Consider the following 18,315-nt stretch of genomic DNA (forward strand, 5'->3'; position numbering starts at 1 on the left):
GCTATTTTTTCTCTTCTTTGCCGATGGCTTCGATAGCTTTACGAGGGCTTACGCAGAGCTTGTCCATTCCCAGTTCTTTCTCACTCATGCCGAGGGCAAGGCCCATGAGCTGGGTGTAGTAGAAGATGGGCAGGTTGTGCTTGGCACCTGTGGCGGAGTTGACCTGAGACTGGCGCAGGTCAAGGTTCATCTGGCACAGGGGGCAGGCGGTAACCAGTGCGTCAACACCGAGATCGTCTGCCACGTCAAGCAGCTTGCCGGACAGCTTCATGACCACATCCTTGCGGGGAATACCGAAGGAAGCACCGCAGCATTCTACCTTTAAAGGAAAGGGTAGAACGGTAGCGCCCATGGCTTTCATAATGTTGTCCATAGCCATGGGATGCTCAGGGTCATCGAAGTTCATCACTTCCGGGGGACGGTTCATGATGCAGCCGTAATAAGCTGCAACTTTGAGTCCCTTGAGCGGTTTGATGGTGCTCTCTTTCAGCGCTTTAAGACCGAGGTCTTCAACGAGAATCTGGAGCACGGATTTGGTGGAGACCCCACCTTTGTAGGGATTGTCCAGCAGTTTGTTGACCTTCTCACGCATTTCGTCTTTTTGCATACGATGTTCTGCGGTCTTGAGGTTGGTCAGGCAACTGGGGCAGGGGGTAATTGCGGTATCCAGATCCATTTTCTCAACCAGCTGTAAGTTGCGGGCGGAGAGTGCGCTGGAAAGGGTGTGATCCACGGTGTGAGCCGGGGTGGAACCGCAACAGCTCCAGTCGGGGATGTCGGTGAGCCGGATTCCCAGCTTTTCACAGACAGCCCGGGTGGACATGTCATATTCCATGGATGTTCCTGCTCCGGAACATCCGGGATAGTAGGCATATGTTAAGGAATCACTCATTTGCGGGACTCCTCTTCGAATCTTTTGAAGATTTTTTTGATTTCATCCTTACCCTGAATCTCGTGGGGTTTGAAATGCATCTTGCCTTTGGGCAGCACTTTCGGTCCCAGATCAAGGTCAGTCCAGAAGCGTCCGGTCTTGGCTACGTAAGCCGCGAGCAGACCAACTTCGAACACTCTTCCGTTGTTTTCAACGGAATCGAGGAAGCTGTCCCAGAATTTCTTGACCGTGGGTACGGAAGCATATCCTTCCCTGCGGGCCATGTGGCGCAGCACATCCATGATGTGAGCCACGTCGATGTTGTTGGGGCACCTGGTGGTGCAGGATTCACAGGTTGCGCAAAGCCAGATGGACTTGCACTTGAGCACGGTTTCCTTTTGCCCTGCCTGAACCATACGCATGATTCTGCTAACTGGGATGTCGTACGCGAATGTGTATGGACATCCCGCGGTACAGTTACCGCACTGGTAGCAAAGGGAGACGTTTTGTCCGCTTTCCTTTTCTACCTGCTTAACAAAATCGGCATCGTAAGTCTTAGTAATGTTAACTATTCCCATAAATGAGTAGCCGCCTTTCCGCTTTAAAAGTCCGGTGGAGCGGACCTTTAGTTTCCGTAGATTGGCTTAAAGATTATTGACAGAGTATGGATTCTTAAGAGGGGGTATTCTGCCAGAAGTTCTATGAATACTGCAAGCGATAATAACGTGTTTCATGGTGGTTTCTTTTTGTCGTGTAATTACTTAGAAAATAATATAAAAGCTTTGTGAAAGGTAAGCCGTCCCTTCTGCTTAAATAAATTGCAGACAATGAAGATAGATAATCTTTTTCATGCAGCAAGTGCTGTTTGTAACAAAAAATAGACAAGAGAAATGAAGGAAGGGGGGCGGAAGTATGTTTTTCTGATGAGGTGTGGGGTTGAGAGCGCTTATAACGTGGCTAGTTAACTAATATATTGTTGCATTTTTGTTACAAAGGGTGACTTTAATGTTAAATTCTACTTCACTTCTATATAAAAACAAGATAGTTAAATCGGTGTACATATATATAGTTTGAAATAATTGTTTCGTGTGTCGGTCTTAGTATTAACGGAAGTGGTGTCTGAGGCTGGGTTTTGAAGGATGCGGACTATCAAAACAACGGGGTTATTATGGTAAAGAGAGGTTTTGCCGTAAGGATTGGGGTGATTCTGGCGGTAATTACAGTTTTCAGTTGTTCGCTGGCCGGATATGGGATTACGGATTCAGCGACTTATGTGGGGTCAGAGGCATGTGAAGATTGCCATGAGGTGGAGTACAACAACTATAAGAAATTTTCTAAAAAGGCCCATTCCGCTAAAAGCGTGAAGATCATGGCTTCGGACCTTGATCCTGACGAGCTTAAGGAGTGTTTTGCCTGCCATGCTACCGGATATGGGAAGCCCGGTGGTTTTGTTTCCTTTGAAGAGACTCCCCATCTTGCTGATGCCGGATGTGAAGTCTGTCACGGTCCGGGTTCGCTTCACGTTGAAGACGGAGACCCTGACTTGATCAAGCGTGAAATGACCATTGAGGAGTGTGAAGTCTGCCACAATGCAGAAAGGGTCAACAACTTTAACTACAAACCGCTGATTTTCGGCGGAGCACACTAGGGAGGTCGCTATGAAATTTATTAAGACTTCCCTCGGTAACAAGGTTATGGTTCTGACCTCGCTGCTTACTGCGGCTGCTTTTGTGGTTCTGTTCCTTGCCAACTCTTTCTGGCAGCGCACTACCATGATGGAAGAGATCGAAAGGAATGCCTACAAGACTGCAGACATGCTGCAATTGGCTATCCGCGAACCCATGGCTAAAGGTGATAACCGGGCCACAACTGAAAAATTTGCCACTGTTTCCAAAAAGTATTCCGATGTGGAAATTTACCTGACCAACTTTAAAGGTAATATCACATATTCCACCAATACCGGTGACATCCGTTCCGACATTAAAGATAGAATTAGCGATAAGGACATTAACTCCCTTGTTGCACGCAGCCTTAAGAATCCCCTTAAGAGCGGTCTTCTTTCTGAAATAGGCGGAAAGGAAGTCTTTGTTGAGGTAGAGACTATCGAGAACGAGAAAGCCTGCTATCACTGCCACGGCAGGAGGCAGCCTGTGCTCGGCTCTTTGGTTATGGTGCAGGATGTTTCGCCTCAGTTCGCAACATTCCATGAGTCCCAGTTTAAAGGAGCCGCGCTTTCATTCGGAGGTTTTATTTCTCTGTTGACTGCGCTGTTGTTTTTTATGCGTAGATCCATTGTGAATCGTATCCAGATTATTTCCGGTGCTACCAGTGATTTTGCTCAGGGTAATCTTGATGCGCAGTTTGCTGTGAACAGCAGTGATGAACTTGGTTCTCTCGGAGATCACCTTGGCGAGATGGCTCGCCAGATCAAGGACCAGCTCGTATACAACCGCGGTGTGCTTAACGGAATAACTGTGCCCATGATCGTTACTGACGGGGACAGTAAAATTGATTTTGTCAACGGCCCCATGCGTGAGATTCTCAACAAGCCTGAAGATGCTCTTTTGGGAGTGGATGTTGGCGGTTTCTTCCGTGTTGACGGTAAATCCCTGACTGAAGCAGCTATTGCTTCGGGTGATTGTCCTGAAGGGTTGCTCCGCTTTAACAGAGAGGATGGCGTTGAGTTTCCGCTGCGTTATCAGGTCTGTCCGCTTCTCAATGCAGAAGAAGAGACTGTCGGTGCAATTGCCGTAATGGTAGACCTCACAGAAGAGGAAGCCAGCCGCAAGCATATTGAGCAGCAGCAGGAATCCTTGCTTGAAGTGGCTAACGAGGTTACTGAAGTCTCCCGGGCTTTGCTCTCCTATACTACCGAACTCTCACAGCAGATGAATGAGTTGACTGCCGGTGTTGATACCACGGCTATGCAGACCGGACAGGTTGCCACAGCCATGGAAGAAATGAACGCAACCGTGCTCGAAGTTGCCCAGAATACCGGGGAAACAGCTGAAGCTTCCGACAGAGCTAACACTGTTGCCCGCGACGGTGGGCAGGTGGTCAGTAACACTGTTTCCGAGATTCACATTGTGACTGAAACCACGGATAAGCTCTCCGATATGCTGGCCGACCTTTCGGAGCGGGCTATCAATATCGGTGAAGTCATGTCTGTAATTAATGATATTGCCGACCAGACCAACTTGCTGGCCCTGAACGCAGCAATCGAGGCTGCCCGTGCCGGTGAGGCCGGACGCGGATTCGCTGTAGTTGCTGACGAAGTTCGTAAGCTTGCAGAGAAGACCATGGGCGCAACCAATGAGGTTGAGAGCGCAATCACACTCATTCAGCAGTCCACCGATAAGGTTGTCTCCGAGATGAGCGGGGTTCGCGGCAGGGTCGAAAATACCGTGCAGATGGCAGAAGGCGCAGGCGGCGTGCTTGACCAGATCGTCAATGAAAGTGAAAGCATCGCCGACATGGTCCGGGCTATTGCTACCGCTGCTGAACAGCAGACTGCAACCAGTGACGAGATTAACAACAGCGTCACCGAGATTAACAGTCTCTCGCAGGCTCTGTCAGACGGTATCCAGAATGCCAACACTAACATTCAGGAAGTAGCCGACATGGCTCAGCAGTTGAGCCAGTTGGTAGAACGGTTCAAGTAAGCCTGATTATACTAAGTAATAAAAAGGCCCCTTCCGCAACTGCGGAAGGGGCCTTTTTATGTTTGCCTCCGGGGGCTGGGGAAGGGGAAACTCTTGCAATAGTTTTTCCTTCCCCAGCCCCCATCCCTTACAGGATCTTTTGATAAGCTTCACATAAAGCTTGTTTATGCAGTTTTCAAATGAGAAGGCGCAATATCTTGTAAGATATTGCGCCTTCTCATTTGAAAATAATTTGGGCTTACAAACGCCGAAGCCATACTGAAAAGTTTTGGGAGAGTCCAGAGAACCTTTTTGTAAAAGGGAGCTTTGGTCCCCGAAGGGCCGCCGGAGGCAAAGAAATTAGCGCCAGCCTTTGCCTGAGTTGCTGAAAATTTCTGTAATGCGGATTTTCTTTACGGGCTTGAATTTATTAGCCCGTGCTTCCTGAGGGGTTTTGCCTGTACTTTCGTAGATAGTTTCAATGTACCTGAGCAGTCCGACCATGCCTTTACTTTTATTGCTTGTTTTCTTCACCTTGCAGGAGATGGTGTCGGGTGAAATTGCGTGATAGCGGGCGAGGTAAGTACCGTCTTTTTGGAGCAGGATTTCCATGCGGCTGAAGCCTTTGATGTGGCTCTTGTTCAGCTTGACCACCCAGCCGATGGCAAAATTTTTAAAGATAGCGAGTTCTTTCTCAGTTCCTGGCTGGGAGCCGTATGCTGCAGAACAAAGCAGTAAGCATATAAATAAAGATGTCAGAGTATTACGGGCAAGTTTCATCGGGTACTCCAAATTGCGAAAAGGGTGGAAGGATTTATCCTTCCACCCCTTTTATTGCTTTTGAGACTTCTAGTCTTCTACGTCGATTTCAACGCGGCGGTTAAGCTTGCGTCCTTCTCTGGTGTTGTTGTCGTACTTGGGATTCATTTCACCATAACCTTTAACTTCAAGACGGTCAGGAGCGATGCCGTTGGCTGCCAGCCAGTCTGCAACAGACTTGGCTCTGCGCTCGGACAGACCCTGGTTGTATACTTCGGAACCGGAGGAGTCGGTGTGACCGCCGACCAGAACTTTGAGGTTAGGGAATTCTTCGAGCATGGATGCCGCTTCAGTCAGTGCAGGAACCATTTCATCGGTGATTTTGTACTTGTCGAAGCCGAAGTTGAAGTTACGGAAAACGATTTTTTCCTGAACCGGAACAACCGGAGCTGCAATAACAACTTCTTCAATTACTTCTACGATGAGTTCTTCTTCCTGAGTGTAGAAAACGTCTTGTGCGAACTTGTCGAGAACTGCTTTATCAGCAAGAGCACTGGCGTCAACATATACACCACAGGGGGTGAGGCTGGCGAGACGTTTCAGGTTGGACTTACCGCGAGCGGTGTCGGCTACGCTGATGATGTGCAGGCAGAAACGGTCGCCGTATTTCTTAGCCATGTCGGAAACAATAACCGAGGGATTGCGGCCGGAGTTGGTCAGACCGTCGGAAACAAAAATTACAGCGAATTTGCCGTCCCAGTTTTTGAGTACACCATCAAGGTCGGAAAAACCGGTTCCAATGGGGGTGGACTGGAAGAAAGGCAGGTCGCTGGGAACAGATGCAATTCCCTTAGCCATGGCAGATCTGGTGAAGATTGACTTGGGGGAATAGGTTGCAAAGTCGGGCATTGCGTAAAGGGCAGAGTCGTATCCCAGCTCGGGAACAACGTTGTTTAGCCTCTTCAGGGCGTTTAGGCCCGCAATGATTTTGGGGTTTCCGGTAGAACCATATGTCTGTGACATAGACGGGGATGTGTCCACAAAGTATGCAAAGGCATCTACTTTGGGTTTGAGAACAATTCTAGATTCAGCAGAGGCCATGGAGCCGAAGGCCAGAAGAGCGGCTAAGGCAACTGTCAGGATTAATATAACTTTTCTTTTAAGCATTATGGAAGTCCTCCGGTATGTTGGTTAACGTTTCTAATTAGTATTTTTACTCTATCAAAATTAAGGCATTGGCAGGTCTTAATCAATAGTTTTGTGTTATTTTTATAGTTCTTTTTAGCTTTCAGTGCCTGCAAAGTGTTTTTCAAGCATGATTTTAAGAATGGTCCGGTCTGTATCAATCATGCCTTGAGTGCTCAGGGTACCGATGTTTTGCATGGTTTTTTCCGGTGAGCTGCCGATAATGCCGTCGGTGGAATGAACATTTACTCCATGGATGGCAAAGAGGGCAGCCTGTACAGCGGTGCCAGCTGCGGTGGCCAGCTTCAGGGCGCATCCGCACTTGGCTCCGTCACAAATAATTCCGGCAAGGTCTTCAGTCAGGTTGGTGATGGCTCCGGCCATTTGGGTCGGAGTCCCGCCCATAAGATAGGTAATCCCGGCTGTAGCCCCGGCTCCGGCAGCAACAGAACATCCGCAGACAGCGGACAACCGTCCTGTCTGGGCCTTCACATATGCAGTCACAAGGTGGCTGAGGGCAATTGCTTCAAGCATGGTCTTTTCAGAGCAATCCACAAATTCGCTTACAGCATAAATGGGCAGGATCGCGGTCAAACCGTGGTTGCCTGATCCTCCGGAACTCATGGCCGGAAGTTTGATGCCGCCCATGCGCGCATCGGATGCGGCAGAGGTAATGATGCGGGCAGCGAGAATCATGTCCCTGCTTAAAATTTTCATGCGGGCCAGCTTTTCAAATGTAGCCCCGACTCCTAAACCGGAACCGTGCTTGAGGCCGTAATCGGCAAGGCGCATGTTGTAGGTGATGCCTTCTTTTAGGAAATCGAAATCCTGTTCGTCTAGATCGTTAATCATATCGACCAGATCGTCGAGAGACAGGGTTTTGATGAAATCTTCAAGCTTGGAAACATCGGCTTTTTGGGCCTGTTGCTTTTTGACCAGAGTAGAGTCTTTTACCGGTTCTCCGTTAAGGGTCAGGGAAATGATGTTGTCGTGTACGCCCTCGATAATGGCTTCAACAGAATCTGAACCAAAGATAAGCAGGGCGCGGACATATATGCCATGCCTGTTTTCAAGCAGGTTTACTGTGACGGGATTGTTGTCCTTGTACTTGCAGGCTTCTTTGGCGCTCGCTTCATCAAGAGGTTCAAGCACTTCAAGGCCGAGTGTTGGGTCACCGTAAAGAGCTCCCAATGCGGCGGCAGTATCCAGTCCGTTCAACCCACCTGTGCCGGGTATAATTACCGCAAGTCCATTTTTATAGATGTTCGGATCAACCCAGACTTCGATTTTATCAGGTCTTTTATTCGGTATTACTGAAGCTGCAGCAGCAGTGGCAAGGGCTATGGCGACGGGCTCGGTACACCCCAGCGCAGGGGAAACTTCAAGGTGCAGGATTTCTTTTACTGAGTATTTCATGACAATCCCTTGATTTTGAGTGTTGGTTTTATGTTGAGATACAGGTGTTTCAGATAAGTAAACAACGATTGTAAATAAAGTCTAGAGAAAATCATAATAAATAGTCCTGTTAAATCAATATAACATTAAAATATACTGAAGCAAGATCAAAAACAAGAAGTATAAAGTTGAATTAAAATCGAAATGGAATACTGAATGTGTAAGTATGTTTTCTTTTGTTGTTTACAACATATTTTCTTTATATCTGTGTTGTTTTTTATTTAAAATTTGAGCTTGTTGTGCATTCTCTGATGTTGAACAAATACTATTGCGTGTGTTTTTGTTCAAATTAGGGCTTTTAACTTAAATGTAGTTGAAAAGTGTCAGAAAAATAAGTAACATCCGGCAACTTGTATTGTGTGATAGTACTAATAGATGTTTATATCTGCCTAAATTAGCTGGAGAAATTATATATGTATATTGTGACTGGCGGAGCCGGTTTTATCGGCAGTGCCATGGTCTGGAAATTAAACCAGATGGGAATCGACGATATTTTGATCGTCGATAACCTTGCTAAGACTGATAAATGGAAGAACTTGGTCAATCTCCGTTATGAGGATTACATTCACAGGGATCAGTTTTTCAAGTTCATCCTTGAAGGGGATGATCCCTTTAAAACTGATGCAGTAATCCACATGGGTGCCTGCTCCTCCACTACGGAACAGGATGCGGATTTTCTCATGGAGAACAACTACCGCTATACTCAGATGCTCTGTCGTTTCTGCCTCCAGCATGATGTACGTTTCATCAATGCTTCCAGTGCTGCCACTTACGGCGACGGACAGTTCGGCTTTGACGATGACCATGAAGGTATTGACCGTCTGAAGCCTATGAACATGTACGGTTACTCCAAGCAGCTTTTCGACCTTTGGGCTAAGCGCGGCGGCGTTCTGGATAAACTGGTCAGCCTCAAATTTTTCAATGTATTCGGACCTAACGAATACCATAAGGATGACATGAAAAGTGTTATCTGCAAGGCCTTCCACCAGATCGGTGAAACCGGTGAGATGAAGCTTTTCAAATCTTACAAGCCTGAATACCCCCATGGCGGACAGAAGCGTGACTTCGTTTATATTAAGGATTGCGTGGACGTCATGTGGTGGTTCCTTGAGAACCCGCAGGCAAACGGTATCTTCAATATCGGAACTGGGCAGGCCCGTGAATGGAACGAGCTTGCAAGGTCTGTTTTTGCGGCCATGGATGTAGAACCTAACATCAGCTACATCGAAATGCCGGAAACCATCCGCGATAAATACCAGTACTTTACTCAGGCCAATATGAGTAAGCTGGTGGCTGCCGGATATGATAAGCCGTTTACTTCACTGGAAGATGCGGCCAAGGATTATGTGCAGAATTATCTGGCTCAGGAAGATCCTTTTCTCAAGAGCTAGTTGTTGATCCGGTCCGCCGGGGCAGTTTGAATAATAAAGGGCAGGTTGTTTTGAAATCTAGGTTCGCCATCTTTGTAGTTATACTTCTCCTTTGTCTGCCTTGCGTTGCTTTTGCGCAGGAACAGATGACCGTGCCCATGACCGATAGTAATGGTGTGGAGCAGAAGGGTGAGCAGTGGAAATTTTCCGCAGATAAACTGGTTGTGGAAAGCGACAGCGAATACCTTCAGGCTTACGGGGATGTAACCCTGCGTAGCGGTGACAACTACATCAAGGCAGATTTTGCCCGTTTTTATCAGGCTACCAAATGGATTTACCTGCGTGGTAATGTAAAAGCGCAGATTAAAGGCGACTTCTACGACGCGGCTGAAGCTGAATTCGACCTGAACAATATGGTCGGTTGGCTGAAAAAGGGCCGCGTTTTTGTTGCCAAGCCCCACGTCTATTTTGAAAGTGAGTTCATTGAGAAACACAACGGGGCGACTTACAGCTTTAAAGATGTAAAAGTAACAGCTTGTGAAGGTGAGAATCCGCTCTGGTCCTTTGAGTCCGGAGAGGGTGATATCACCATCAACGGTTACGCCCGCCTCTGGCATTCCAAGTTCAAGGTTAAGGGCGTTCCGGTCATGTACACTCCTTACATGGAGCTCCCGGTACAGCGTGAACGCCAGTCCGGTGTCCTTGACCCGGAAATCGGCAACTCAAACCGTCTCGGTAACAGGTTCAACCTGCCGTTCTACTGGGCCATCAATGATGAGATGGACATGACCTTCTACCCGGAATACCTGAGCAAGCGCGGATTCAGACCCGGTGTGGAATTCCGTCATTCCGAGGATGTAAACACCAAAGGATCATGGCGTGCGGATTGGTTGTATGACAGCAAAAGTTACAACAACCCCAACGACGCAAGCTACTCTTTCAGCGATACCATGATCAGACCCAACCAGAACCGTTGGTGGGTTAGGTCAAAGTATAACGGTTACCTCGGCAATCCTGACTGGCAGACCATCTTTGATGTGGACCTCGTTTCAGACCAGGATTATCTGCGTGAATTCCGTTCCGGTTCCAATGGTTATGATGCCACCCGTGATTCCTTTCTTGATGAATTCGGGCGTGACATAGCCACTGCCGACTCCAACGAAAGAATCAGTACCGCCCTTATAGCCAGAAGCTGGGATAACTACTCTGTCTCAGCCATGGCGCAGTATACGGAAAACCTGCTTTACCGTAACGATAACAATTCTTACACCAATGACCCGACCTTGCAGACGATGCCGCAGCTTTCCGCTTACGCATTCAAGAACAATTTCTTCGGGACTCCCATTGAGTGGGAAGGTGAATTCCAGTCAAGCTACTTCTGGCGTGAATACGGCACCACCGGTGGACGTGTTGACATCAAGCCTTCATTCAGCATGCCTGTGCGTGCCGGTGGAATCACTTTTATTCCTCATGCCGGAGTAAGGGCTACCAACTATCTGGGCACTTCTTTCCAGAACTCTACTTCTGAAGGTAGTCACGATTCCACCCAGTTCCGTTTTCTGGCCGATGCCGGTGTCAGTGCGGTCACTGATTTTTACCGCGTCTTTGATCTGGAATCCGCGCCGGTTGTAAGCAAGGAAAATGTCGGACAGTCCGGCTGGACCCGCATGAAGCATAACGTGATTCCCCGCTTGGAATATTCCTGGGTTCAGGATGACTCTGCCTCTCAGGCCAAGCTGCCTTATTTTGATTCACGTGATCGTATTTCCGAGCAGAACGATGTGGTATTCTCACTGACCAACGTCTTTGACCGTAACCGTGCAACCGTGATCATGGATGGAGACGGTAACCCGGTACTGGAAAATGACTATCTTGAATTCCTGCGGGTGCGTCTTGAACAGGGGTATGACATTGACGAGGAAAACCGTTCCATTGAACTCAGTGAGTATGAACGACGTCCTTTTTCTGACTTCATGGCCGAGATTATTATTACTCCCTATAATTTCGTGAACCTCACCTCAAGGACATGGATTTCTCCTTATCTGGGTGATGTCACCGAGCACGAGAATATCCTCAAGCTCTTCTATGACGAGTACGCTGAATTCTCTCTTGGTTACGATTACCTGCGCAAGATTGATGAGTATAAGCGTCAGCAGGAAACAGACATGCAAATCATCAGTTACGGCGTGAAAGCCAAGCTGCCTTGGAATCTGCAGGTCGGAGGTAAATTCAGGGCCGATCTTAATTCCGATCGCGATCTTGAAAAGACCGCTTCAGTGGGCTGGAACCATCAGTGTTTTTCCATGGAATTCATTGCCTCCAAGACCACTGTTGATGAACGTTACGGTGTGAACTTCAACCTCATCGACATGAGTATTTTTTAGAACTTGTTTCCAATAGAATTTACCAGGCCCCTCGACTACTGATGTGTAGACGGGGGGCCTTGCTTATTGTAGTCTCAGCAGTAATTAATCCTGATTTTAATAGATAAAGAAAAATACCATTTAGATATATCATTATGAGCACTCCTGAAATTCATGTCCTCCCAGCTTCCCTGCGTAACCAGATTGCTGCCGGTGAAGTTGTGGAACGGCCTTCCAGTGTGGTTAAGGAACTGGTTGAAAACTCTATTGACGCAGGCAGCACACAGGTTGAAGTTGCCGTTGAGCGCGGCGGACAGGGCTTTATTTCCGTGAAGGATAATGGGCGAGGGGTCGCCGCTGATGAGTTGAATTTGGCTGTTACCCGTCATGCCACCAGCAAAATTTCCAATGTCGACGATCTGACCGCTATTACCAGTTTCGGATTTCGCGGTGAGGCCTTGCCAAGTATTGCCTCCGTCTCACGGTTCAAGATGAGATCCTGCCGTAAGGGGGCGGACGAAGGCTGGTTCATTCATGTTGAAGGCGGAGATGTTGTAGATGAAGGGCCTGCTGCAATTCCCGGCGGGACTTCTGTTGAAGTTCGGGACCTGTTTTTCAATGTTCCGGCCCGCTTAAAATTTTTAAAAACCGAGACCACCGAAGCGCGGCGTTGCAATCAGGTGCTCTTCAAGATCGCCCTTGCCAATGTGAATGCCGGGTTCACTTTTACTTCCAATGGGCGAGAGCAGTTCCGGCTCCCGGCTGGGCAATCCCTGCCGGAACGGTTGTCCGTGTTCTGGCCGCGCAATATTTGCGAATCCCTGCTGGAATTTTCCCATGAAGTCGGGGAAATGAAAGTCCACGGCTGTGCCGGAATTCCCGGCTTGGCCCAGGGGCGCGGGGACCGCATTGTCATGTTTGTCAACGGTCGTCCGGTGCAGGACAAGTTATTGCTCAGTGCTATTCGCGGAGCATATAAGGGCCGTCTGATTTCCCGTGAATATCCGCAGGCAGTACTTTTTTTGGAGTTGCCCCCGGAACTAGTTGACGTGAACGTGCACCCGGCCAAGATGGAAGTTCGGTTTCAGGAAGAGAGTGCTGTATTCAGCATTATCCGTAATGGAATAGGGCAGGCTCTTTCCCGTTATGAACTTGGTATTGTGGAAGGGGACAGTCCTGCACAAAGACAGCCTGAAATGGCGGCGCGTCCGGCTGTTCGGGGAAAGAAGTTATCGGAAAGTGTCTCCCTGCCCATCGAGCCTGCGGCTAAATTTTCCAGCTGGAACGAATTTAAAAATACGGATTTCACGGCCTCGGATGATGAACCGCAAGCGGTTTCCAGCGTACCCAAGGCAAATTTTACCTCTCCTCCGGCTGCCGAACATAGTCCTGAAGCGGACATGGTTCATGAGCAACCCATGGATTATATTGCGCAGGAAATGCCAGCACCCGAACCGGAAGAATATACTTCGCCCATTGCGGAGTCGAGGGTTTCAGGGCCTATGTTTGTTCCGGGATCTCGCATTGAATATCTGGGGCAGGTTGCCGATACCTATCTGGTTCTTAAGTTGCCCAACGGTTCCCTTGGTCTGCTGGATCAGCACGCAGCCCATGAGCGGGTGATCTATGAAAATATGAAATCCCTGCGCACCCGCGGTGAATCCCGGCCTCTGGCTCTGCCCATTGATCTGGTCCTTCATCCCAGTGAAGTTCAACGGGTGCAGGAAATGTGGGAGGACTTGCAGGCTGCCGGCTTCATGCTTGAACTGGAATCAGGGCAGACACTTTCCATGCGCGGTATTCCCCCGGCACTTGAAACCGGAGAAGCAAGGGAGTACTTAAAAGCAGCAGTGGACGGACAGGCCAAGACTTTGGATGACCTCTGGATAATGCTTTCCTGCAAATCAGCCATCAAGGCAAACCTGCCGTTGGCGGTTGATGAGGCTCTTTCTTTGCTTGAAGCATGGGTTAAATGCCCGCAGCGGGAATACTGCCCTCATGGTCGCCCTGTCCTGATCAGTTGGTCCGCGCTGGAAATGGAGAAACTTTTCAAACGCAAATAGCCAGTCTCAATCTCAACCGGAGATCTCCAATGACAATCGGATATAATACACTTGAAGTTGAAGTTGATTTAAATGCCATCCGCCACAATTATCGGTTGCTCAGCGAAAAAGGAAGCAGGGTTTACGGTGTGGTCAAGGCTGATGCCTACGGTCACGGCCTTATCGAAGTTGCCCGCGCCCTTGAAGAAGAAGGTGCGAATACTTTTGCTGTGGGTACTGTGGGTGAGGGAATGCAGTTACGAAGCAGCGGTTGCAGCAAGCGCATAATTTCACTGCTCGGTCCGCTTAATGAAGAAGACTGCTTCAATGTGTCAAAGAACAGCATTATTCCTTTCATTGGTGAATTTGAACAGCTGGAAATGCTTTCCGCCGTGATTTCTGCTCAGGGACGCAAGGTTGAAGTGTGCCTGAAGTTCGATACCGGAATGTCCCGGCTCGGTTTCAGTGTTACCGAGTTGGATAAGCTTATTGAGTGGTTGAAGGTCAATCCTCAAATCAGTCCGGTGCTGGCAAGTTCGCACCTTGCCACTTCGGATGATCCGGCTTACGAGGGATACATGTCCGCGCAGGCAGAGACTTTTTCCAGCATCTTGAAGCGTCTTGCCGATGCCGGATATGAGTTGGAAGCTTCTCTTGCCAACTCCGCCGGGATTCTGGTCCATGACCAGGTTCATTATTCCGCTCAGCGGGGGGGGATTGCCCTTTACGGCTCTAATCCGTTGCTGGGAACCGAGTGGAGTGAGCGCGGTGGCGACCTTAAGCCTGCCATGCAGGTGCGCACCAAGATCGCGGCTGTGCGTGAACTTAAAAAAGGTCAGGCGATCAGTTACGGCTGCACATACAACGCAGAGCGTGACATGACTGTGGCCATTGTCTGTGCCGGATATGCCGACGGATACAGCCGTGGGCTTTCTAATGCCGGGGAGGTCTGTATTCACGGCAAGCGGGCCAAGATTCTTGGACGGGTCTGCATGCAGCTTTGTATTGTGGACGTCAGCCACATTGAAGACGTCAAATTCGGCGATACCGCTTACCTGCTTGGCGGTGAAGGCGAAGGGCGCATCAGTGCCGAAAACTTGGCCGGATGGTGGCAGACCATTACTTATGAAATTTTTTGTCTTCTGGGGATGAATCCGAGGACATATAAAAAATAAAAAACGGGAGATATAACATGTCTTGGAAAGTAGCAGAAAGTCATCCGCTCAAGGATGTTGATCCGGTAGAACTCAGGAGTAAATGGGTGGACGTAGCCATGGATATGGCACTGATTCCTGAAAACAACATTCGCGTTTACATCGAAGACGGTATTGTCCGCATCGAGGTGAGCGAAGAACTTTACAACTGCATGGCTGGTATCTAGCGATGTGGCAAAGGCGGTCTTCGGGCCGCCTTTTGTTTTTTGAAATTTGTAGGAACTGTATTGGCGGTGATTGTTATGAAAATATACAGGGTTGCTTTGGTTCTGCTTGTGTCTGTCTTCATACTCGGCCTTTGCTTTGGATGCGTGGATAAGAAATCTGCCGAGGAGTTTAAAGTCGGGGTTGTTGCGGTTACCAGCGGTGAACTTTTTAGAAAAGGCACCTACATAATTACCGCCGCCCGTTACGGAGCAGAAAAGGTTAATAGGGCCGGGGGAGTAGAACTGGCCGGTGAGCAGTATAAGGTAAAACTATTTCCCGCAGATAGTAATGCCGATCCTGAGATTGCGGCTAAAGCCGCCACCCGTTTGATCGAGAAGGACAAAGTCTCAGCTATTGTCGGTGCATCTGGAAGCAAGGTGGCTCTGGCCGTTGCGCAGGTTTGCGAAGAGCACAAAGTGCCTTTCATTACTCCGGTGGCAGGTACCAATAAGCTTACCGGGTATAAGTATTCCTTCCGTGTTTCCTATACCAATACCGTGCAGGGCGAAGCCTTGGCCCGTTTTGCCAAAAATGATCTGGGACAGAAGGATGTCGGGGTACTGTTTGCATCAGACAGTCCTTACAGTGCCGAACTGGCCCGTTTTTTCAAAGAGGATTATATTAAAGGCGGAGGTAAGGTTGTTTCATTCCAAAGCTACGTTACCGGAGAACGTGATTCTTCTAATCAATTGAAGAAGATAATTGAGTCCGGGGCACAGATACTTTTCCTACCCAATAACACCAAGAAGGTTCAATTGCAGGTGGCACAGGCCCGTAAGCTGGGCTTCAAGGGAATCCTAATGGGCAGTGATTCATGGGACCCCATTGAACTGCGCCGGAATGCATTGTTCAGGAACAGTTACTACACCGACCATTGGATACCGGGCCTGCCCATTGAGGGGGCTGCGGAGTTTGAAAAGGATTACAAGAAGGCAAATGGTGTTGAGCCTACTGAACTGGAAGCCTTGACTTATGATGCAGTCATGTCCCTTTTTGCTTCCGCAAAAATAGCAGGCACTACTGACCCTGTAGCCATTCATGATGCCTTGGTGGACATGCCTCCCTTCCACGGGGTGACCGGAACTTTCGATTACAACAACAACGGCGACCCGGATAAGGACGTGATCATCTCCACCTTCCGCGACGGGCATATCGCAGTGCAGGACATTATTGATTTGCAATAGCCTCTGTCAGCTTGATTCCCGCATTGTGGGCGCGGTCCATTATCTCTTGATGTTCGGCAATGATGCCACGGTCAAAAAGGCGTAGTACTGGAAGTTCCTCTACAATTTCATAGCCAAGGGCTTCAAGGGGCATGCGCATGGCCTCGATGGTGAAGCCCATATCTTTTTTATCCGCCTGTTCGGCAATGGCTCCGATAACAGCCTTGCGTCCCTGCCCGGCCAGTCTGCTGGACCAAGCTCTTGGGCGCGTGTCCTCGAAGTTGTAGTAACAGTAAAGGCGATCAATGAATGCTTTCATCCATGCGGTGACGTTGTAGTTGTGCACCGGAGAGATGAGCACCAGTCCCTTTGCTTCTTCCAGCTTGGGATAGATATCGGTCATGTCATCTTCAAAGCGGCGGCAGGCTTTTTCCTTGCGGCAGATTTCGCAGCCCACGCAGGGATCGTATTTCAGGTCCCGGAGATGTATACCCTCGGTTGCAAGCCCCTGCCCTGAAGCAGCAGTAAGAATCGCATCCAGCATTTTATGTGAATTACCTTTTTTGCGGGGACTGCCCTCAATGCCTAAAATCATACTCCACTCTCTCTGGTTTGAGTTTGTAAAGTCTTTAACTTTGCATATCAGGGCTTAAAAAGCAAAACAGCCTGCGGGATTTCCCACAGGCTGTTTCGGTCGAGATATGTACGGTAGATGTACTTATGGCTTTTAGTGGTCGCAGGTATTTGATCCGGTCTGGAGAGTGCCTGCGAGGTAGCTGGAAACCACATTCTCAGGGGCTTCAGCAGGGGAGCCGACAATGACTTTCACGCCGGCATCGGTGAACAGGGACTGTGCCCTTGATCCCATGCCGCCAGCCAGTACCAGCTGTACACCCTGATCAGCGATCCATTTGGGAAGTACGCCCGGTTCATGGGGCGGAGGGGTTTCCATGTTGGTGGCAACAATGCCCTTGGTGGCAATATCAACATCCATGAGAGCAAACTGTTCGCAGTGGCCGAAATGCATGCAGAGTTTTCCTGCTGCAACGGGAACCGCGATTCTGATCATGCCGTTTTTACCTTGAAGTTCTTCAGGTTTGGGCATCTCATTGTTTTCCTGCAAAGTCTCAGTGAGATTGAGCATGGGCTTGATGATGGTGTTTAGAGCCTTGCCGGTGGGGCTTTCGTGATCAGTGCGGATGATGGGGTAACCTTCATCGCCGGAACGGCCCACTTCAGGATCAAGGGGAACACGTCCGAGGAAGTTTACTCCGGTTTCTTTGGCCAGAGCTTCACCGCCGCCGGAATTGAAAATATCATGTACATTGCCGCAGTCGGGGCAGACGAATCCGCTCATGTTCTCTACAATACCGAGAACGGGGTTACCGACTTGTTTGCAGAAGTTTACGGAGCGGCGCACATCGTCAATAGCCACGCCCTGCGGGGTGGTTACGATAACTGCGTGAGCGTCCTGACCGAGGGTCTGCAGTGCGGAAAGGGGTTCGTCACCGGTTCCGGGGGGGCAGTCAACTACGAGGAAGTCGAGGTCATTCCATGCAACATCCTGTACGAACTGTTTGATAAGGCCGATTTTAACCGGACCGCGCCAGATAACCGGATCATCTTTGCTGGGCAGCATGAAGCCGAGGGACATAACCCAGAGATTACTGGACCAGGAGATGGGCTCAATCACTTCATGACCGATGTGCGGTTTTTCATCCTGCAGGCTGAGCAGGCGGGGAACACTGGGGCCGTGTACGTCAACGTCGAGCAGGCCTACCTGTTTGCCGGCAAGGGAGAGAGCAACAGCAATGTTGGTTGCAACTGTACTTTTACCTACGCCGCCTTTACCGGAGATAACCACGATTTTGTGCTTAATTCGGGAAAGGGCTTTTTTCAGTTTCATATCTTCGGGGCTGCAACCTTCAGAACAACCGGAAGAAGAACAGCCGGAGCCGGATGAAGAGCAGCTTCCGCATGCGTGATCGCTCATATATCAATCTCCTGCCCCTCATTGGCAGAGGGGGTAGTCATTATTAAAAACA

General features: G+C 49.1%; 15 protein-coding genes. 8 read left to right on the forward strand and 7 right to left on the reverse strand.

Features of this window, described 5'->3' with window-relative positions; genetic code table 11:
* Position 1: 1 nt before the first annotated feature.
* Entirely contained in the window at positions 2 to 892 is an 891-nt protein-coding gene (locus tag ACO05Z_RS02305) for a CoB--CoM heterodisulfide reductase iron-sulfur subunit B family protein (RefSeq protein ID WP_421900109.1), read from the reverse strand.
* Positions 889 to 1,449, reverse strand: coding sequence for a 4Fe-4S dicluster domain-containing protein (locus ACO05Z_RS02310; RefSeq protein ID WP_421900111.1), 561 nt, complete (start codon positions 1,447 to 1,449; stop codon positions 889 to 891). Before ACO05Z_RS02310 ends, ACO05Z_RS02305 begins: the two co-directional genes overlap by 4 nt.
* Before the next feature lie 590 nt (positions 1,450 to 2,039).
* On the opposite strand from ACO05Z_RS02310, the gene ACO05Z_RS02315 reads away from it, so the two are divergent.
* The gene (locus ACO05Z_RS02315) at positions 2,040 to 2,519 is read left to right on the forward strand and encodes a cytochrome c family protein (protein ID WP_421900113.1); all 480 of its coding nucleotides are present in this window, start codon (positions 2,040 to 2,042) and stop codon (positions 2,517 to 2,519) included.
* Positions 2,520 to 2,529: 10 nt separating this feature from the next.
* Positions 2,530 to 4,533: a methyl-accepting chemotaxis protein gene (locus ACO05Z_RS02320; protein WP_421900115.1), complete on the forward strand. Its 2,004-nt coding sequence runs from the start codon at positions 2,530 to 2,532 to the stop codon at positions 4,531 to 4,533.
* Positions 4,534 to 4,872: 339 nt separating this feature from the next.
* On the opposite strand, the gene ACO05Z_RS02325 is transcribed toward ACO05Z_RS02320, so the two are convergent.
* From ACO05Z_RS02325 to ACO05Z_RS02335, 3 genes are all read right to left on the reverse strand, one after another.
* Positions 4,873 to 5,292, reverse strand: coding sequence for a hypothetical protein (locus tag ACO05Z_RS02325; RefSeq protein ID WP_421900117.1), 420 nt, complete (start codon positions 5,290 to 5,292; stop codon positions 4,873 to 4,875).
* Between the two features lie 69 nt (positions 5,293 to 5,361).
* Entirely contained in the window at positions 5,362 to 6,438 is a 1,077-nt protein-coding gene (locus ACO05Z_RS02330) for an OmpA family protein (protein ID WP_421900119.1), read from the reverse strand.
* Positions 6,439 to 6,552: 114 nt separating this feature from the next.
* Positions 6,553 to 7,872, reverse strand: a complete 1,320-nt coding sequence (locus ACO05Z_RS02335; RefSeq protein WP_421900121.1) for a serine dehydratase subunit alpha family protein — start codon at positions 7,870 to 7,872, stop codon at positions 6,553 to 6,555.
* Between the two features lie 452 nt (positions 7,873 to 8,324).
* Between ACO05Z_RS02335 and rfaD the strand changes: the two genes are divergently transcribed.
* The 6 genes from rfaD (at position 8,325) to ACO05Z_RS02365 (ending at position 16,291) form a co-directional block, all read left to right on the forward strand.
* Positions 8,325 to 9,302, forward strand: a complete 978-nt coding sequence (gene rfaD / locus ACO05Z_RS02340) for an ADP-glyceromanno-heptose 6-epimerase (protein ID WP_421900123.1) — start codon at positions 8,325 to 8,327, stop codon at positions 9,300 to 9,302.
* Between the two features lie 50 nt (positions 9,303 to 9,352).
* A complete protein-coding gene (locus tag ACO05Z_RS02345; protein WP_421900125.1) occupies positions 9,353 to 11,665 on the forward strand; it encodes an LPS-assembly protein LptD in 2,313 nt (770 codons plus the stop codon).
* 134 nt (positions 11,666 to 11,799) lie between these two features.
* Positions 11,800 to 13,707: a DNA mismatch repair endonuclease MutL gene (gene mutL, locus ACO05Z_RS02350; protein WP_421900127.1), complete on the forward strand. Its 1,908-nt coding sequence runs from the start codon at positions 11,800 to 11,802 to the stop codon at positions 13,705 to 13,707.
* Between the two features lie 29 nt (positions 13,708 to 13,736).
* A complete protein-coding gene (gene alr / locus ACO05Z_RS02355) occupies positions 13,737 to 14,861 on the forward strand; it encodes an alanine racemase (protein ID WP_421900129.1) in 1,125 nt (374 codons plus the stop codon).
* Positions 14,862 to 14,878: 17 nt separating this feature from the next.
* Entirely contained in the window at positions 14,879 to 15,067 is a 189-nt protein-coding gene (locus ACO05Z_RS02360) for a hypothetical protein (protein WP_421900131.1), read from the forward strand.
* 75 nt (positions 15,068 to 15,142) lie between these two features.
* Positions 15,143 to 16,291 carry an ABC transporter substrate-binding protein gene (locus ACO05Z_RS02365; protein ID WP_421900133.1) on the forward strand — a complete coding sequence of 383 codons (1,149 nt, stop codon included), beginning with the start codon at positions 15,143 to 15,145 and terminating at the stop codon, positions 16,289 to 16,291.
* Here ACO05Z_RS02365 and ACO05Z_RS02370 read toward each other — a convergent pair.
* Both ACO05Z_RS02370 and ACO05Z_RS02375 read right to left on the reverse strand, forming a co-directional pair.
* A complete protein-coding gene (locus ACO05Z_RS02370; protein WP_421900135.1) occupies positions 16,275 to 16,865 on the reverse strand; it encodes a flavodoxin family protein in 591 nt (196 codons plus the stop codon). The two genes, ACO05Z_RS02365 and ACO05Z_RS02370, sit on opposite strands and share 17 nt — an antisense overlap.
* Before the next feature lie 132 nt (positions 16,866 to 16,997).
* Positions 16,998 to 18,263 (reverse strand): iron-sulfur cluster carrier protein MrpORP, encoded by a 1,266-nt coding sequence (locus tag ACO05Z_RS02375; RefSeq protein WP_421900137.1) that lies wholly within the window; start codon positions 18,261 to 18,263, stop codon positions 16,998 to 17,000.
* Between the last annotated feature and the right edge of the window lie 52 nt (positions 18,264 to 18,315).

Source organism: Maridesulfovibrio sp., assembly GCF_965230075.1.
Taxonomy (GTDB): domain Bacteria; phylum Desulfobacterota; class Desulfovibrionia; order Desulfovibrionales; family Desulfovibrionaceae; genus Maridesulfovibrio.